Source organism: Rhodoferax sp. P1_F3, assembly GCF_056405715.1.
This window is the reverse complement of sequence record NZ_JBFUBO010000002.1, coordinates 192,332-209,124: the sequence shown is the minus strand read 5'-3', so window position 1 is coordinate 209,124 and position 16,793 is coordinate 192,332. Positions and strand designations below refer to the sequence as shown.

The 16,793-nt window shown below is 65.0% G+C and carries 18 protein-coding genes and 1 pseudogene; 6 read left to right on the top strand and 13 right to left on the bottom strand.

The features are described from left to right. Position 1 precedes the first annotated feature (1 nt). Entirely contained in the window at positions 2 to 253 is a 252-nt protein-coding gene (locus AC1DZ5_RS03640) for a hypothetical protein (protein WP_477886148.1), read from the bottom strand. A 246-nt stretch (positions 254 to 499) separates the two neighbouring features. Here AC1DZ5_RS03640 and AC1DZ5_RS03635 point away from each other — a divergent pair, with 246 nt between their 5' ends. Beyond that, positions 500 to 1,876, top strand: a complete 1,377-nt coding sequence (locus AC1DZ5_RS03635) for a homoserine dehydrogenase (RefSeq protein ID WP_477886146.1) — start codon at positions 500 to 502, stop codon at positions 1,874 to 1,876. A 37-nt stretch (positions 1,877 to 1,913) separates the two neighbouring features. On the opposite strand, the pseudogene AC1DZ5_RS03630 reads toward AC1DZ5_RS03635, so the two are convergent. From AC1DZ5_RS03630 to AC1DZ5_RS03620, 3 genes and pseudogenes are all read right to left on the bottom strand, one after another. Further along, a pseudogene (locus AC1DZ5_RS03630) lies at positions 1,914 to 2,753 on the bottom strand (DUF6920 family protein); the annotation flags it as partial. Beyond that, complete coding sequence (locus tag AC1DZ5_RS03625; protein WP_477886144.1) at positions 2,750 to 3,793, bottom strand: Acg family FMN-binding oxidoreductase; 1,044 nt, start codon at positions 3,791 to 3,793, stop codon at positions 2,750 to 2,752. The pseudogene AC1DZ5_RS03630 and the gene AC1DZ5_RS03625, both read right to left, overlap by 4 nt. A gap of 169 nt (positions 3,794 to 3,962) precedes the next feature. After that, positions 3,963 to 4,856, bottom strand: a complete 894-nt coding sequence (locus AC1DZ5_RS03620; RefSeq protein ID WP_477886142.1) for a LysR family transcriptional regulator — start codon at positions 4,854 to 4,856, stop codon at positions 3,963 to 3,965. 113 nt (positions 4,857 to 4,969) lie between these two features. Between AC1DZ5_RS03620 and AC1DZ5_RS03615 the strand changes: the two genes are divergently transcribed. Together AC1DZ5_RS03615 and alkB are read left to right on the top strand one after the other, a co-directional pair. Then, positions 4,970 to 5,671 carry a pirin family protein gene (locus tag AC1DZ5_RS03615; protein WP_477886140.1) on the top strand — a complete coding sequence of 234 codons (702 nt, stop codon included), beginning with the start codon at positions 4,970 to 4,972 and terminating at the stop codon, positions 5,669 to 5,671. 47 nt (positions 5,672 to 5,718) lie between these two features. Then, a complete protein-coding gene (gene alkB / locus AC1DZ5_RS03610) occupies positions 5,719 to 6,369 on the top strand; it encodes a DNA oxidative demethylase AlkB (RefSeq protein WP_477886138.1) in 651 nt (216 codons plus the stop codon). Here alkB and AC1DZ5_RS03605 read toward each other — a convergent pair. From AC1DZ5_RS03605 to AC1DZ5_RS03570, 8 genes are all read right to left on the bottom strand, one after another. Beyond that, on the bottom strand, positions 6,366 to 7,130 hold the full coding sequence (locus AC1DZ5_RS03605) for a tRNA-uridine aminocarboxypropyltransferase (RefSeq protein WP_477886136.1): 765 nt from the start codon (positions 7,128 to 7,130) through the stop codon (positions 6,366 to 6,368). The genes alkB and AC1DZ5_RS03605 overlap by 4 nt on opposite strands. An 86-nt stretch (positions 7,131 to 7,216) precedes the next feature. Beyond that, positions 7,217 to 8,128: a signal peptidase I gene (gene lepB, locus AC1DZ5_RS03600; RefSeq protein ID WP_477886134.1), complete on the bottom strand. Its 912-nt coding sequence runs from the start codon at positions 8,126 to 8,128 to the stop codon at positions 7,217 to 7,219. A 15-nt stretch (positions 8,129 to 8,143) separates the two neighbouring features. Further along, positions 8,144 to 8,392, bottom strand: a complete 249-nt coding sequence (locus tag AC1DZ5_RS03595; protein WP_477886130.1) for a hypothetical protein — start codon at positions 8,390 to 8,392, stop codon at positions 8,144 to 8,146. Further along, the gene (locus AC1DZ5_RS03590; RefSeq protein ID WP_477886128.1) at positions 8,385 to 8,954 is read right to left on the bottom strand and encodes an RNA polymerase sigma factor; all 570 of its coding nucleotides are present in this window, start codon (positions 8,952 to 8,954) and stop codon (positions 8,385 to 8,387) included. The genes AC1DZ5_RS03595 and AC1DZ5_RS03590 overlap by 8 nt, the downstream gene beginning before the upstream one ends. 78 nt (positions 8,955 to 9,032) lie before the next feature. Continuing rightward, a complete protein-coding gene (locus AC1DZ5_RS03585) occupies positions 9,033 to 9,614 on the bottom strand; it encodes a DUF1439 domain-containing protein (protein ID WP_477886126.1) in 582 nt (193 codons plus the stop codon). A 52-nt stretch (positions 9,615 to 9,666) separates the two neighbouring features. After that, positions 9,667 to 11,799 (bottom strand): TPR end-of-group domain-containing protein, encoded by a 2,133-nt coding sequence (locus AC1DZ5_RS03580; protein ID WP_477886124.1) that lies wholly within the window; start codon positions 11,797 to 11,799, stop codon positions 9,667 to 9,669. A gap of 24 nt (positions 11,800 to 11,823) precedes the next feature. Further along, positions 11,824 to 12,222, bottom strand: coding sequence for a VOC family protein (locus AC1DZ5_RS03575; RefSeq protein ID WP_477886123.1), 399 nt, complete (start codon positions 12,220 to 12,222; stop codon positions 11,824 to 11,826). A 67-nt stretch (positions 12,223 to 12,289) separates the two neighbouring features. Then, the gene (locus AC1DZ5_RS03570; protein ID WP_477887034.1) at positions 12,290 to 13,468 is read right to left on the bottom strand and encodes a Fic family protein; all 1,179 of its coding nucleotides are present in this window, start codon (positions 13,466 to 13,468) and stop codon (positions 12,290 to 12,292) included. Positions 13,469 to 13,587: 119 nt separating this feature from the next. Between AC1DZ5_RS03570 and AC1DZ5_RS03565 the strand changes: the two genes are divergently transcribed. Further along, positions 13,588 to 14,055 carry a CreA family protein gene (locus AC1DZ5_RS03565; protein WP_477886121.1) on the top strand — a complete coding sequence of 156 codons (468 nt, stop codon included), beginning with the start codon at positions 13,588 to 13,590 and terminating at the stop codon, positions 14,053 to 14,055. Between the two features lie 23 nt (positions 14,056 to 14,078). Here the strand turns inward: AC1DZ5_RS03565 and AC1DZ5_RS03560 are convergent, their stop codons facing one another. Further along, entirely contained in the window at positions 14,079 to 14,459 is a 381-nt protein-coding gene (locus tag AC1DZ5_RS03560; protein ID WP_477886119.1) for a VOC family protein, read from the bottom strand. A 122-nt stretch (positions 14,460 to 14,581) separates the two neighbouring features. On the opposite strand from AC1DZ5_RS03560, the gene AC1DZ5_RS03555 reads away from it, so the two are divergent. After that, positions 14,582 to 15,253, top strand: coding sequence for an AraC family transcriptional regulator (locus tag AC1DZ5_RS03555; RefSeq protein WP_477886117.1), 672 nt, complete (start codon positions 14,582 to 14,584; stop codon positions 15,251 to 15,253). A 107-nt stretch (positions 15,254 to 15,360) separates the two neighbouring features. Further along, entirely contained in the window at positions 15,361 to 16,737 is a 1,377-nt protein-coding gene (gene yjjJ, locus AC1DZ5_RS03550; RefSeq protein WP_477886115.1) for a type II toxin-antitoxin system HipA family toxin YjjJ, read from the top strand. Positions 16,738 to 16,793 lie beyond the last annotated feature (56 nt).

Genomic DNA, 16,793 nt, shown 5'->3' with positions numbered 1-16,793 from the left:
TTTAACGGCGGGGCAGCGACCAGCCCGCTCGCTGGTTGGCTTTGTTGTTCTCGTAGTCCCAGATGGAGCCGCAGCGGTCGCAGCGGTAGCGTGTCACGGTGACGTCGCGGCCATCGCGCTCTTCTTTGCGGTTCTCGCCCTGCACCAGTTCGGCGTGGCCGGGGGCGCGGCGCCAGTTGCGCTGGATGCCGCGGCAGGGTTCGCACAGGGCGGCTTCGCGGGCCAGTTCTGCGGCTTTGTAGTTATCGGTCATGGGGGGATTGTCGCCGCTTCGGTCCCGCAAGGTGCCCGTGCTATGCTTATTCCATGTTGTGCAGCCTCCGCTTGACCCTTCTAAACGCCATGCCTGTGGCGCGGGCCAGGGCTGCCAGCATGATTACCACCATTACAACCACGGCCGCCTGAGCGTCGTGCAGGTGGCCGTTCCGGCTGCCTACTGGTGTATCTCCCCGAACAACCCAGCATAGGCAGCTGGGTTAGCAACTGTTCGGAGAGTTTTATGTACCAAGATCATCTCGCTAGTTTTGCTGTCAGCAGCCACGCCCCTGCCACGCCCGTGCACGCCATTGCCCCTCTGCGCATTGGCATGCTGGGCCTGGGCACCGTGGGTGCCGGCACCTACACCGTCTTGCAGCGCAACGCCGAGGTGATTGCCGCGCGCAGCGGCCGGCGCATGGAACTGGTGATGATTGCCGTGCGCAAGCTGGCGCGTGCTGCCGCCATCGTGGGTAAGGATGTGGCGCTGACCGATGATCCCTTTCAGGTCGTCAACCACCCCGACATTGATGTGGTGGTGGAAGTGATGGGTGGCACCACGCTGGCGCGCAACCTGGTGCTGCAGGCCATTGCCAACGGCAAGCACGTGGTCACTGCCAACAAGGCGCTGCTAGCCGTGCATGGCACCGAGATCTTTGCCGCCGCCCAGACACGCGGCGTGGTGGTGGCGTACGAGGGCGCGGTGGCCGTCAGCATCCCCATCATCAAGGCGTTGCGCGAAGGCCTGAGCGCCAACCGCATCGAATGGATAGCCGGCATCATCAACGGCACCACCAACTACATCCTGTCCGAGATGAAGAGCAAGGGCGTGAGCTTTGCAGATGCCCTGGCCGACGCGCAAAACAAGGGCTACGCCGAGGCCGATCCCGCCTTTGACGTGCAAGGCGTGGACGCCGCGCACAAGCTCACCTTGCTAGCCGCCAACGCGTTTGGCGTGCCCCCGCAGTTTGACCAGGTGCATGTGGAAGGCATCACCGCGCTGGACGCGGTGGACATTGCGTTGGCCGAGCGCCTGGGCTACCGCGTCAAGCTGCTGGGCATTGCCAAGCAGCATTTGCACGGGCTGGAACTGCGCGTGCACCCCACGCTGGTGGCGGCCGACCATTTGCTGGCACACGTGAATGGCTCGATGAACGCGGTGATGGTGAAAAGCGATGCCGCGGGTGTGACGATGTACTACGGCGCCGGTGCCGGGTCGGAGCAAACCGCCTCGGCGGTGATTGCCGACCTGGTGGACCTGGCCCGCAGCGCAGAGGTGGCGCACCGCCACCGCGTGCCGTCGCTGGCGTTCCAGCACAGCGCCATTGCCGCGCTACCCGTGGCGCCCATTGCGGATGTGGAGACCGCCTGGTACCTGCGCCTAGACGTGGCCCGCGCAGGACGCACCGTGCCCCAGGTCATGGGTCTGCTGGTCGATGCCGGCGTGCGCGTGCAACAGATGCAGGTGTTTGACCACGCTACCGACTCCGAGCTGAACGCGTTGGTGCTGCTGACAGATCCAGTGCAGGAGCGTGTGCTGCGGGCAGTGGTGACACAGCTGGAGGCTCTGCCCCATGCCATGGGCTTTGTGAGCACGCTGCGCATGGAGCGGTTGCGCTGAGGCGGGGGGGTACAGGTGCGAACCCATACGTGGCTGACACGATGGTTCCGCGCCAATATGTTTTGCGGCCTTCAGGCGGAAGCCAGGCAGCTTCCGCATCGAGTGGCACGCGCATGCCGTCGCGTTCCTGGTAATTCCATAGGCGGCCCTGCCACGGCAGAACGATCAGCTTGCCATCCACCATGGCGCCGCGACCTGCGGCATCAATCTGTTCAATCAGCCCTGCGGCATTGAACGTGAAGCGCATCGTCATGTGGATATCGCCATCGACCATGGTGGCGTCCGCAGTCACATCATCCACGGCCGACCAGCTCGTGCCCTGGCTGGGCAGCAGAGCGGTGGGGTACCAGGCCGCTTCCATCATGTAGCGCATTAGCTCACCGCGCGCGATGTCGCCGGTGCCTTGTTGGCCGGGGATGGCAAAAAGCCCCATGACAGAAGGCTGCAGGGTGCCAACGCCTGCCACATAGGCATCGTGCACAAAAAACGCCAGGCCAGGCAAGAGCGTCATACGCGCGTTCCAGACAAAGCCGGGCCGCTGGGTCACCACATGCTGCTCCGATGTGAAGTCAATCCACATATCGTGGCTTGCCAGCGCGGTCATGTTGAACGTGCCCGCATGCTGGACGGTTACTTTGCTGACCACGCGCTGCCCATCCCGAAGCACAGCCCGAAAATAACGCTGTACAGGCGCGGGAAGGTTCGCGAGTTCTCGGGCGTCGTAGCGTGGGCTAGCCTTTGGTACGCGGGTCGACTCCAGCTGATCCAGCAGCGTCTGCGTCCTGCTTGCCCATAGCGAGCGTCCATAGGCAGCCAGTGCCAGCAGCAAGGTCACGGCAACCACCAGCCCCCATGCCCACCCACTGAGGCGGCTCATAGCAGCACGGCCTGAACCGGCCTGCGCAGTGACGGCGGCATGGTGGGCCCGTGCCCGAATCGCACCACCAGATCAGGGCGCAGGCCACCGAGTCCCAGCGCCGCGGAAAAGGATGGCCGCACGGACTGCACCTCCACAGGCTGGTTCAGGAACGCATTGCGGATACCCAGTGCCGTGGCCTGCAGTGCAAACCGTTCGTAGCAGCGGCCCACCTCCACCCAATGCGCCTTGTCGGCGACGTCACTCACAAACACGGCAATGCCTGCGGAACTGCGGATCTGTCGCGTGTACTTGTCGTTCTCCGCCTTGGGCTTGAAAACCAAGCCCAAGGCCAGCTCACCCAGCCAGGTGGGAATGGTCGGGTTGCCGGAGGTGAGGCTGAACAAACCATCCCGCGTGCGAACGGCCTGTGGGCCGTTGAAACGTATCCAGGTCTTGAGCTCTTGGATGAAGGCTGCAGACGCCATCTGCGCAGTGTTTGCCTGGACGACAAAGTCGAGCACGTTTTCCATGGCGGCCGGCTCGGTCAGCAGCAGCATGCGCACGCCGGTCGATGTGCCGGCACGCTGTAGCAAATCCAAGTCTGCGGTCGACAGCGGCTTGCCGTCATAGTCGCCGCGGGTGCATTGGCGCGAGGCAATGGCCTGGAACAGGGCAGAGTCTTGGGCGCGCGTGGGTACCAGTGTTATCCGCACGGCATCTTGGGTCGCGTCATAGCTGGCATCGGCCAGCCGCCCGTGGGCCAACGCCGCTTGTACAAGATTCTCGGTGGCGCATCCCAGCGAGACAAACAGATGGTGGTCATCGGGGTCCACCACCGGGCATCGCCGCAATAGGTCAGGCAGCACCGTAATGGTCTGGGGTTCAACCCTGAATTTCCAGCACTGGGTGTTGTGGCTGGAGGGGGCCAGCGTGGCGTAGCGAACCAGTTCCCTGCCGAGTGCGTCGCCGTGGGCATCTGTCGAGGCCGCGGGGCGCCACGTTGCGGCCGCCAGTTCTTCGTAGCTTGTGGCGTTTGCATCGGGACTGCACGCAGACATGAGTGGCGCGCCAGCCAGCAAGGCCGGTGCGCAGTGGGCGAACTGTCTTCGTGAGATGTCGAGCAAGGGGTCTCCTGATGGTACCGACCCACTGTAGGGAGTAGCCGGTACAAAACTTCGTGCGCCAGCGAACGCAAGCGGGAACTAACTGCGCCCTGTCCCAGAAGCGCTAAAGCACCGCCACCAGCCGCTGCACCGCCATCTCCACAAACGCGGTGACCGCGCGTGGCACATGGCGGCGGCTGGGGTAGACCACAAACAGGCCCCCCGGCGCGCTGGCCACGCCGGGCAGCACCTCCACCAGCGCGCCGCTGCGCACGCTGTCCTGCAGGGCGTTGATGGGCAGCAGGCAAATGCCCAGCCCGGCCTCGGCCGCCTTGCGCTGGGCCTGGCCGGTGTTGGCGCCCAGGCGGCCCTTCACCGCCACTTGCACAGGCCCCTGCGGTCCGTTCAGGCGCCAGGTGCCATGGCCGCCGCTGTGGGCGGGGCAAATGCAGTCGTGTGTCGCCAGGTCGTCCACGGTGTGCGGTGTGCCGCGTGCAGCCAGGTAGGTGGGGCTGGCGGCCAGCGCCAGATGGCCACTGGCCACCTTGCGCGCCACCAGGCTGGAGTCCGGCAACTTCCCGCTGCCGCGAAACGCCACGTCGATGCCCTCACCAATGAAATCCGCCATGCCGTCGCTCAGTACAAACTCCAGCTGCACACCGGGGTGTGCGGCCAAAAACTCTGCCACCCAGCCCATCTGAAAGTAATCAAAAAACCCCGAAGGCGCGGCCACGCGCACATGGCCCTTGGCGGCCTGGTCGTTGCCTGCCAGCGCGCTGGCCGCGTCCTGCAGCGTGGCAATCTGCGCCGCGCTTTGGTCAAACAGCGTGCGGCCCGCGTCGGTCAGCGTCAGCTTGCGGGTGGTGCGCTGCAGCAGTCGGGCCTGCAGGCTGTCCTCCAACTGCGCCACCTGGCGGCTCAGCGTGGTGGGCGGCATGCCCAAGCGGCGCGACGCTGCAGCAAAGCTGCCGGCTTGCACCACCTGCACAAACAGCGCCATTTGGTTCAGGTCCAGCATGTCATTCCTATCAAAAACGGCATAGTTCATGCCAATTGTGGCATCTACACAAGTAATGATGCGAGCCCTAATCTAACGACATCGCTTGATTCACCGCTTTGAAGGAGCCCGTCATGTCCGCAATCGCCACCGCTGAAGTTACCGTCCAACGTCCTGTCGTCCACCGCACGCGCGGCAGCGGCCATGGCGCCATCACGCGCCTGGTCAGCCCCGGTGACCTGGGGGAGGTGCTCAAGCCTTTTATCTTTCTGGACCGTTTTGAAGTACCCGCCGGTGGTGAGCCGCCCCGCTTTGGCATGCACCCGCACTCGGGCATTGCCACACTCACTTATTTGATGAGCGGCCAGACCGCCTATGAAGACACCACCGGCGAACACGGCGCGAAGGGCGTGCTGCCCAATGGCGGCGTGGAATGGATGATGGCCGGTGGCGGCGTGTGGCACACCGGCGCGCCTGAGAACACCGAGCGCGTGCTGGGCTTCCAGCTCTGGGTTGCCATGCCGCCCGAGCTGGAGCTGGCCGAGGCGCACAGCATCTACCTGGGCCCCGAGGGTGTGCCCCATGCAGGCCCGGCCCGTGTGCTGCTGGGCAGCTACGGCGGCCAGACCAGCCCCATCCCCGCGCCGTCCAACATGACCTACCTGGGCGTGCACCTCCAGGCCGGTGAGACCTGGCGCTTTGTGCCGCCCGCCAATCACACAGTGGCTTGGGCCGCCGTGGGCGAAGGCGTGCTCACTGCGCCCGCCGCGCTGCGTACGGGCGATCTGGTCGTGTTTGACGAGGCCGGTGGCGCCATTGAGTTTGAAGCGCTTTGAATACTGTGTAAAAATACAGTATTCAAAGCCCGCCTTTCGCCCGCCCCGTGGACCTGTTTGACGACCTGCCCTTAGCCACCGAAGACCTGCGCACCCCGCTAGCGCCGGGTGCGGTGCTGCTGCGCGGCCTGGGCCGCGAGGGCGACGTGCAGATGCTGGCCGCGGTGGAGTCCGTCATCGCCCAGCTGCCGCTGCGTCATCTGCAAACACCGGGTGGCCACACCATGTCCATCCAGACCACGCGCTGCGGCAGCATGGGCTGGGTGTCCGAGCCCGGCGGCTACCGCTACGCCACCAGCAACCCCCGCACCCGCGCGCCCTGGCCCGCCATGCCCCAGTGCCTGATGGACTTTGCGGTGCACGCAGCCCTTGATGCGGGCTACCCCGACTTCGTGCCCGACTCCTGCATGATCAACCAGTACCTGCCCGGCAACAAACTCGGCCTGCACCAAGACCGCGACGAGCGCGACCTGCGCGCCCCGGTCGTGTCCCTGTCACTAGGTCTGCCTGCCACCTTCCTGTTTGGCGGCCTGCAGCGCACCGGCAAAACCCAGCGCTACCGCTTGGCCCACGGCGACGTAGTGGTGTGGGGTGGCCCGTCGCGCCTGGCATTTCATGGCGTGCTGCCGGTGGCAGATGGCGACCACCCGCTGGTGGGGCGGCGGCGCGTCAATGTGACGTTTCGCAAGGTCGGCTAGGCCTGTTGCCCCAGCGCCTGCAGCCGCGCATGCACCTCGCTGTCCCAGCGCGGCGGCATCTGGTTCTTGGCGCGGAGGTAGTGTTCGCTGAACACATCCAGCCAAGCCTCCAGCATCTGCGCGGCCCGCGTTTCGCCAGCCAGCTCCAGGCATAGGGCCCCCACCTCGCTGGTGCAAAAGTGGTCGTCGCGGCGGCTGCGGCGCAGGCGGTAGCGCGAGATCTGCTCGGGTTGCAGGCTCAGCACTGGCAATTGGTCCAGATAGGGGCTCTTGCGAAACATCTTGCGTGCCTCGGGCCAGGTGGCGTCCAGCAGGATGAACAAGGGTCGCTTGCCCGGCGCGCTCTCCGCCACCGGGCGCAGCGTGTTCACCACCCGCCCCTCGGCCACAAATTCACCGGGGAACACCACATACGGCTGCCACTGCGGGTCGGCCAGCAGGGCCAGCAGCGCGGGGTCTACCTCGGTGCGCGCCCAGCCAAAAGCCCAGGTGTCGGCCACCACGTCGGCAATCAGCCAGCCCGTGTTGCTGGGCTTGATGGGTTCAATGTCCGCCATCAGCAGGCACACACCCGCGTGCGTGGGCACTTGGGGGCGCAGCGCGCAGATGCAGTGTGCGGGCGCCACGCGGCAGTCCGGGCAGCGCTCGGCCTTCATGCCGCCGCGCGCCAGAAACGGCTTGGCGCTGCGCGCCAGGCGCGCGGTGCGCAAGCGGGACACCGCGTGGGGCCGGTTGCGGTGTGGAATGTCTGGGGTGTTCATGAAGTTTTATCTTGCCACGTGGCACCCACTAATGCGGCGAGGACGACGGCATGTGGGTAGTTGATTAAATATCTACGAATGTATGGTCAGCGCACCACCATTCCCAGGCGGTCCCACCGTACGCCATCGTCATGGCTGCGGGACCACCAGATTTGCAGCGCTTTGCCAACGATGTCTGGCAGCGGCACGGTGCCGAACTGGCGTGTGTCCTGGCTGGTGCTGCGGTTGTCACCGAGCACAAACGCATGGCCTGGGGGTACCTGAATGTCCACTTCCGGCACGGGGCTGGCGGCTTTGTCCCACTGCACCTGCCAGTTGCGGCCCTGCCACTGCTCGGTGACCAGCCAGCCATGGTCGGTTGGCGTCTCTTGCTGTGTGAGCAGCGTGCCGTTCACACGCACCTGCCGACCCTGAATCTGCACCCTGTCACCCGGCAGGGCCACGATGCGCTTGATGTAGTTCTGCGTGCGGTTGTTGGGGTAGGTGAAGATGGCAACATCGCCCCGCTGAACCGCCACCTGGCAGCCCGGGCAGTTGTAGCGCTTGTCGGCAAACAGCACGTCACCCATGCGCACACTCGGCTCCATGCTGGTGGATGGAATATGGTACGAAGCCACTACATGGCTCTGCACATAACTGATGGCCAAGGGCAACGCCAAGCCATTGCATGCCAAGAAGACCAGCGCATAGGTGCCCCCCAGTTGCCAGGGGCGCGGAGTGTACTCGGCCAGGCGCCGCGCGTTCCGCCATGCGTCCGCCATGCCGTAAACCCACAGCGCCACGGTGGCCAGCGTCGCCAGCGCACCCACGGGCACCACCCAGCCCGCTGGCAAATACACCGCCACCAGTGCCAAGCCGGGGATCAGCAACAGGACGAATGCCAAAAACACATAAATCGCCTTGTTCGGCTGCCCGTTGTAGAGCTGCCCGAAGCCCGGCAGCACCATGGACATGAGCACGGCAAAGCCGGCTTTGCGAGGTTGATCAAGCGTGTGCATCACTGCTCTCCTTCATTACGCCGCACCAGCGGCAGTCCAGATACCTAAAACAAACCCTGCCAGCTGCAGGGACCCGGCGGCCACACTGCCCAGCAGCACCAGCCATTGCGCCCACATGCGCCAGCGCTGGCGCGGTGCGGATGCAGCAACCCAGACAGGCATGGGGTGCTGGTGCACCACGGCCATCACCTGGGCTGTGAAATCGGGGGGAACGTCCAGCGGCGCTTCGCGCAGCAACTCATCAAGTGCGTCGTCGTCATGCATGGGAAATCTCCAGTTGTTCGCGCAGCCGTTGTTTGGCCCGGTGCAAGCGCACCTTGACGGCGGCTACCGAGCAGTTCTCTATGCGCGCAATGGCCGCCATATCCAGTTCCTGAAAGTAGGCCAGCGCCAGTGCGCTGCGGTCTTGCACCGAGAGTGCCCGCATGGCCTGTTGCAAGCGCCTGCGCCGTTGCGCGGCATCCAGCGTATCGGCCGGCCCCAGGGCAGGGGTGGCTTGTTCGGGCAACGCATCGCCCGCGCCGTGTTCGTTTTGGTGGGCGGCCTTGTCCAGCGCATGCAGTGCAAGATTGCGCGCCAAGGTGAATAGCCAGGTGGAAAACTGCGCACGTTGCGGGTCGTACTCACCCAGATGGGTCCAGGCGCGCAGAAAGGTTTCCTGTGCGATCTCCTGGGTCACGCCTTGGCTCAGGCCCATGCGTGCCAGGTAATAAAACAACGGGCCCTGAAAATGCACCACCACGGGCGCAAATGCGTTGCGGTCTCCCTGTCGTATGCGTTTCAGTTGTTCGTTGATGTCCACGGTCTGCGCGATGGTAGTTGCCATGCTTATACCGGCGGCGAAGCAAAAGGTTACAGCATGGCTACTCCCCGTTGATCTACGCACGCACCGTTGGCTGGGGCATCAAGACAACGGCTTGGGCACAAACCCAATCGTCAGCCCTTCATCCGTCACAGTGATGCTGCCGGGCTGCATGCCCAGGCCGTCGGGCAGGGCCAGGTCTTGCGCTCGCATGCGGTGCACCACCACCTCCAGCAGCACGCGCTCGGCCAGGGCCGGGCCATACACGTTGATCAGCGCCATGGCCGCGGGCGGCAGGGTGGGGAACTGCAGGCGCTTCAGGCGCAGCTGGTGCGCGCGCACCGTGCGGTCGCTGGCTTCGTAGCGGAGTGCAAACTCCACCTCCAGCGTGCCCTGGTGGCTGCGGTTCAGCGCGGGGCCTGCGGCCTCTACCACCGCCTCGGCACCCAGCCGGTTTTGCGCGGGCAGCAGGCGCAGGGTGGGCACCTGCACATCCAGATTCAGCAGCCCCGGCACAGGGTAGCGCAGCGGAAACCGCTGGCCCACCGCCGACTGCAACGCCGCGCTGGACACCTTGTAGCTAGGCAGCTTGGCGGGCTGGTCTTCGGCCTCGGGCTCTTCCGCCCATGCTGGCCGGGTGAGCGGCAGGCAAAGCGGGGTTACAAGAAAAAAACGACGGCGCATGGTGAAGACATTGTGCGCTGCAAGTGGTGACAACCTGTCACCACTTGCCGGTTCAGGGTTGTTCCTCCAGCACCTTCAAAAACTCCCCATCCTTCCAGTACTTCTCAAAGTCCGTATCGGCCATGAACTGCGAGGTGGGTTTGCCCAGGCGGCGCGCTGCGGTGATGCTTTCCAGCATGTGGGGCTTGTCGCTGGCCACGGCGTAGTAGCAAGCCAAGTTGTACATCAGCGTGCCGTTGGTCTGCTTGGTCGGGTCAAACTTGGGGCCTATCAGCGTGGCCATCACCGCGGGCACCAGGTCCTTGTCTTGCGGCAGCAGCTGGCTGTAGATGGCGAGCGTCTGGCTGGCGATGACGGTGATGTTGTAGGGCTGGCCGGGGTCTTTGCTGTAGTGGCCAATGTGCGGGTGCACCTCTTTCAGGTAGTGGCGCACCAGCATGCCCGCGGCTTTGAAGTCTTTCTGCCCGTTGTAGTCGTTGATCAGCTCCGCATAAGAGGCCGTCACGTTGGGGGCCAGCGCCTCGGCGTTCTCCTTGTCTTGCGCAAAGGTCTGAGCAAGCTTCAGGAAGACGGGCAGGCCTGCCGCACCCGGCACCTTGGCTGCCATTCTGGCGGCCTGCAACTGGTCGCGCAGCGTTTGGGCCGAGATCTTTTCCACCGGCGGTTTCATCACATAGGTAAAGCGCGCCTTGGTCAGCGGTAGCGCGTTACTGCCGCTCTTCAACAGCACCTGCATGCCGCCCATGGGGCCGCTGATATCGGGCACCTGCACCACCAGCTCCAGCGGCGTGGTTTGTACCTTGCTGGTGCGCAGCGTGTTGAAGGCAGTGGTGGTTTCCTCCACGTCCAACGCCACGCGCAGCACCGTGGTCTCTTCGTCGTACGACTTGTTCCAGTGCACCACCAGCGCCGTGGGAACCTGGCGCAGGCTGGGCCACAGCGCCATCACGTCCACCGTGGGGCCCTGGTCCGCATAGTGCTTCACCTTGGCCGCGCGCAGCCAGTAGTGCGCAGGCGCGGCTGCGGGTGTCTGCGCGGCAAACTCCACCATGCCTGTTACCGCCGCACCATTGGCCTTGGGCCCTTCAAACACCGGGCGCCATTCGGGCATCAGCCCCTGCGCAGCGGCCGGCTGGCCCGTGCCCTTGGGGCGCACCACATACAGGCCAATGTCTTTTTCGTAATAGGGCAGCAGCGCCGACTCGCCCGAACGCTCCATGTAGGTCCGCATGTGCTGCGTAAACCAGGGGCTGGCGCCCGACACCGTGGGCGCGGGGTTCCACCAGCTCATGTCGGAAAAGCGGTAGCCGCCCCGCGCATTGGCCACAAAGGCCTTGAACTTGATCACCTCCTTGCCCACGCGCAGCTGTGTGTAGGCATCGCCAAACCAATACCGCTCAGGCAGCCCGCCTGGCACGCCCCACGCCTTCAGCGCGCGGCCTATGGTGGCGCCAAACAGCTGTCCGCCAATGCCCTCTTCTAGGTAGTACTTGCGGCGGTCAAAGTCCACTACGTTTGCACGCGGGGGCGGGCTGTCATCGTAGCCCTGAAACTGCTCGGGCTCCACCTCTTGCCAGGCCTGGGGCCGAGTCTTGTACTCATTCAGGCAGGTGGCCTTCCAGCGCAGGGCCTCGGCCGAGTGGGTGCGCTGGTTGCAGTAGTCGTCCACCTGTTCGTGGTGGGCGGTGATGTCCATGATCTGCGCCTTGCCCGCCTTCCAGACATAGGCCCAGGCCGTGGTGTCGGTGTTGCCAAACTCCACCACATCCGCCTTGTCCAGTGTGGCCCGCAGCGCGGCCGGGCTCAGCGCGTTGCCGTTCAGCGCCGGGCCATAGGCCTTGCGCTGTCGGTCGCCGGTGAACACCCAGTCGATGTAATACAGCGGTGTGAACGCCACGCCCGAGGTGAACAGGTCCGACGGCTCGCGCAGCGAATCCTGCAGCTCCCCCTGCGCGCTGAACTTCCACAGGTAGCCCCCGGCCGCGGCCACCACCTGCCGCGTGCGCGGAATGGCGAACAGGCCATCCACATGGCCGCGCAGCACCATGCGCGCCTCCAGCGTGGCCGATGCGGCCGTGTTCTCGTACAGGTGGGGGTAGTCGCCCGGCGGCTTGGCGCTGAGCAATGAGCTAAAGAAGGTGAGCATTACAAACGCGCCAAGTGCGCGGGCAGAGGGAGCGTGCATGGGACGAACAATACCAACCGCCGCTCAGGCCGGCTTGGGCGGGCGGTGCAGCGCGCAAATCTTGTTGCCGTCGGGGTCGCGCAGGTAGGCCAGGTACAGCTTGCCCACACCGTTGTCGCGCCAGCCGGGTGGCTCTTCGCAGCTGGTGCCGCCGTTGGCCACGCCCGCCGCGTGAAAGGCATCGGCCTGCTCTGGCGATTCCATCTTGAAACCCACGGTGCTGCCATTGCCAAAGGTGGCTGGCTCGCCGTTCAGCGGCTCGGTGATGCCAAAGCTGCCCGCCGGGCTGCGGTAAAAGTAGCGGCCGCAAATACCGTTGTGGTTGGCAATGCCGGGGCCAATGCCCAGCGTGCCCAAGAGCGCGTCGTAAAACTTCTTGGAAACCTCAAGATCACTCACACCGAGCATCACGTGACTGAACATGCCTGTCTCCTCTTATTGAAACCGTGGGAATAGTACGCCAAGCCCCACTGCGCCAGCCGCCGCCCGCTCAACCCTTGAGCGCAGGCTGCTCCCAGCCCGGCACGTTCACCGCGTAGCGCGTGGCCTTGCCCACGCCTTCCACGCGCAGCAAGCCACTGGCCAACAGATCAGCCAGGTCGCGGGTGGCGGTGGCTTTGGAGGTGCCAGTGATCTTGGCGTAACCACCCGAGCCTGCATGCCCGGCCTCCAGCAGGCGCTCCAGCACCTTGCGCTGGCGTTCATTGGTTTGGCACTGCGCAGCCCGCAGCCGGAACTGCGCCTTGTCCGTAGCGTCCCGCACCACGGCTTGGCTGGTAATGCACGCGCGGGTAAACGCCTGCACAAACCACTGCACCCACGGTGTTGCATCAATCGCGCTTGCCTCGGGCGCTATGCCGCGTAGGCGCTGCGCATAGTTCAGCGCGTCGTAATACGCGGCGCGGGTTTTGAGCATCTGGTGCGCCATGCCATACACCCGCACCAGCGCCGGGCTGGCCTGTGGGTCTTGCGCGTGCATGTCTTGCGCCAGCGCCATGTCTGCCAGGGCGCGGCCCAGGCGACCATTGCCGTCCTCAAACGGGTGGATGGACTCAAACCACAGGTGCACCAGAGCCGCCCGTGCAATGCCGTTCACCGCAGTGGCACCCGTAGCAGGGCGTGTGCTTTCAAACCACACCAAAAAACGGTCCATCTCAGTAGCTACCTCTACAGAAGGCGGTGCCTCGTAGTGCACCACCTCACGCCCCAGCGCACCGCTGACGATCTGCATGGCGTCAGCGTGGTCGCGCACGCGCCCCACCGCAATGCGCGAGATGCCCGACGTGCCCCCCGGAAACAGCGCCGACTGCCAGCGGCACAGCCGGTCCAAGTCCAGTGCCGCGCTGTGGTTGGCCAGTGCGTCGCCCATCACCTGCACCAAGCCTTCCACTGAACGGTCAGAGCCCGGCGCATCCGCCAATTGAAGCCGGTGCGCCACCGACGAGCGCAGGGATTCAAGATTGAGCTGCTCGCCCTCAATGGCGGCAGTGGCCAGTGCCTCCTGCACCCACAGCTCGCGCTGCACCGCGTTGGCCTGCTCCAGCCCAATGGCGCTCAGCAGTCCCAACAAGCGGCCTTGCTCTAGCCGGGCCAGGTCTAGCGCCGGGGCCACGGCAACTGCATCAAACGTGAACTGCGGCCATGCGCATAGGCAATCGTCTGGCCCCAGGGCATTACCTCCAGCGGGTTCTTGCCCAGCTGTTGCATGAGCCGGTGATACGCTGTTGGCCCATGTGTGCATGGGCACACAATGAAGCACCCGCCCTATTTCAACCAAGAGAGTTTGCAATGAAAACACTATTTGCCTCGCTGCTGCTCAGCAGCCTTGCGCTGGCCGCCAGCGCCGAGACCGTGGGCGCTGTCAGCACCACTTTTAAACTGCTCAGCCCCAACGACAAGGTGGTGGTCGACGTGTTTGACGACCCGGCGGTGGAAGGCGTGGCCTGCTACCTGTCGCACGCCAAAACCGGCGGCTACGCTGGCGCGCTGGGCCTGGCAGAAGACACGTCAGACGCCGCCGTGGCCTGCCGCCAGGTGGGCCCCATCAGCTTCAAAGAGAAGATCGACAAGCAAGACGAAGTGTTCAAGGCCAGCGCCTCCTTTCTGTTCAAGCACGTGCGCGTGGTGCGCATGGTGGACGTGAAGCGCAACACCCTGGTCTATCTGGTGTACTCCGACAAAATCATCGACGGCAGCCCCAAAAACAACGTGACGGCGGTGCCGGTGCCGGCCGAGTTACCCATTCCGGTGAAATAAGGGCTGCAGCCAAATCGGCTCGTTCAGCCCATGGGCGTGCACAGCTCTACCAAAAAACCGTTGATGTCGGCCACATAGGCAATCGTCTGGCCCCAGGACATGGTTTCTACGGGGTGCTTGAGCGTGGCACCCGCCGCCAGCGCGCGCGCCAGTGCGGCGGCTACGTCTGGGGTGCACAGCGCGATTTCGGAGCTGGCTTTGTCGGGGTCGGCCACCTGGGGGGTCTTGCCCATCTGCTGCAACAGGCTGTGGGAGCAAAAAGCCAGGGCCGTGCTACCCGTTTCGAGTTCGCCAAAGTCGCCCCCCTCGGCCAGAAAACGTGTCTTCAAGCCAAAAGCAGCGTCATAAAACTTGAGTGTTGCGGGCACGTCTGGCACGTAGAGAATGGTGTAGCCGAATTGCATGGCAAAGCTTTCTTGGAGTTGCGTAAAGCCCGCACGATACGCCGGGTGCCAGCCTCCGTCTTGTAAAAAACCGCCACCTCGCAGCCGCCCGACACGCGGCATGGCGTAGGCACAATGGGCCCATGGCCCTGTACACCGCCACCGTCGACATCTGGCAACACCACGCCCGCACCGCCCACACCACCACCGTGGTGCCCGACGGCTGTTGCGACCTCATCTGGCACGCCCTACCGGGCCAAGCCCCGCAGTGGTTTGTGACGGACCTGGCCGACCAACGCTACGACGTGCCGGGCACTGTGGATGAGCGCTACTCGGGCTATCGCATGCAGCCGGGCACCTCGATAGACCGGGCGCGCCTGCTGGCCGCCGTGGCTGCGCGGCCCGGCTGCGATGCCGCCGATATCTTGCCGATCCTGCACGACTGCATACGGCTAGACGCCCCGATACACGACGCACTGCTGGCCCTGGCCGACAGCCCTAGCGTGGCCCACGCAGCCCGCGCACTGGGGGTGGCCGAGCGCACCTTACAGCGCGTGGTGAGCACGGGCACCGGCCAACCGCCGGCCTACTGGAAGCGCCTGGCCCGCGTGCGTCGTGCAGCCCGTGCCATTGCGCAAGTACCAGCACAAACACCCCTGCAGGCCGCCACACTCGCCGAAACTGCTGCCGACTGGGGCTACGTGGACCAAGCCCACATGACCCACGAATTTCGCCGTTGGCTGGGTACCACCCCCGCTGTCCTGCGGGAGCTGCCTGATATGCAAGTGGCGCTGGCGGCCACCGGGTATGGCTAGAGAGGAGTTGGCCTTGATTTTTCTGCATAAATATCTATTCAAAAAAAGGTTTAAATGATTGATTTAAAAAGAGATTTACGAAAATAAATCTATTCATATAATCATTCATGGCCGCCGCCCCAGACCTCTCCGCCAGCATCTTGCAAGCCCTACGCCGCCAGGGCGGGGCGCTCAGCAGTGCCGAGCTGCAAACGGCGCTGCAGGTGAGCCAGCCCACCGTGTCTCGCGCACTGGCCCCGCTCATTCAGGCGGGCGAGGTGCAAAAGGTGGGCGCCGCCCGCAAGCAGCGCTATGTGCTGCCGCGCACCGTGCGCGACGTGGGCCGCAGCGTGCCGGTCATGCGCATCAACGCGCAGGGCCAGCCCAGCCCGTTCGGCCGCATGGTGCCCCTGGTGGGCGTGGGTGCTAAGGGCGCCGTGTGGGTGGACGAAGAAGACGGCCTCTCCAAGCGCTTTGACGGCCTGCCCTGGTTTCTGGACGACATGCGCCCCCAGGGCTTTATGGGCCGCACCTTTGCCAGCACCCACCCCGAGCTGCAGCTGGGCAACGACCCCCGCTTCTGGAGCGACGACGACGTGCTGCGCGCCCTGGCCCTGTGCGGCGACGACCTGCCCGGCAACCTGGTGGTGGGCGAGGCGGCGTTTGCCCGCTTTCACAGCCTGCCCCAGCGGGCCAGCCGCGCGGCGTCCATCGCGGACTACCCGGCCCTGGCCGATGCGGCCATGCAGGGCAGCATGGGCGGCTCTTCCGCCGGGGGCGAGCAGCCCAAGTTTTGCACCATCGTCGGCCGCAGCGCAGATGCATCGGGGGATGTGCCCCGCCATGTGCTGGTCAAGTTCTCCCCCGCAGGCGACGCCCCCACCGACCAGCGCACCCGCGACCTGCTGGTCTGCGAACACCTGGCCTTGCAAACGCTGGCCAGTGCCGGCATTGCCGCCGCCACCAGCCGCATCAGCGCGGGCGCGGGCCGCGTGTTTTTGGAGGTGGAGCGCTTTGACCGCACGCCCATCAACGCCGCCAACCCGCTGGGGCTGGGGCGCATCGGCATGGTGTCGCTCATGGTGTACGACGCCGAGTACGTGGGCGCCATGGACAACTGGGCCGCCACCGCCAACCGCATGCAAGAGCGCGGGCTGCTGCGCCCTGCCGATGCGCGCACCCTGCGCCTGCTAGAGGCCTTTGGCGAGCTGATTGCCAACACCGACCGGCACTACGGCAACATCTCCTTGCTGCTGGACGATGACGACTGGGCCCTGGCCCCCGCCTACGACATGCTGCCCATGCTCTACGCCCCCGTGGGCGGCGAGCTGGTGCCCCGCAACTTTGCACAGCGCCCCCTGCAGCCCACCGCCGCCACCCTGCCCGAATGGCCACAGGCCCTGGCCCTGGCCCGCAGCTTCTGGGCGGCCGCCAGTGCCGATGCGCGCATATCCGCCGGCTTCCGGCAGATTGCTGCAGACAATCTAAGCCATATCGGTCGCTAGCCCCCGTAGAGTCTGCGCCAGAAGCTACTAAAACCGTAGCAAATTCAGAAGGTTTG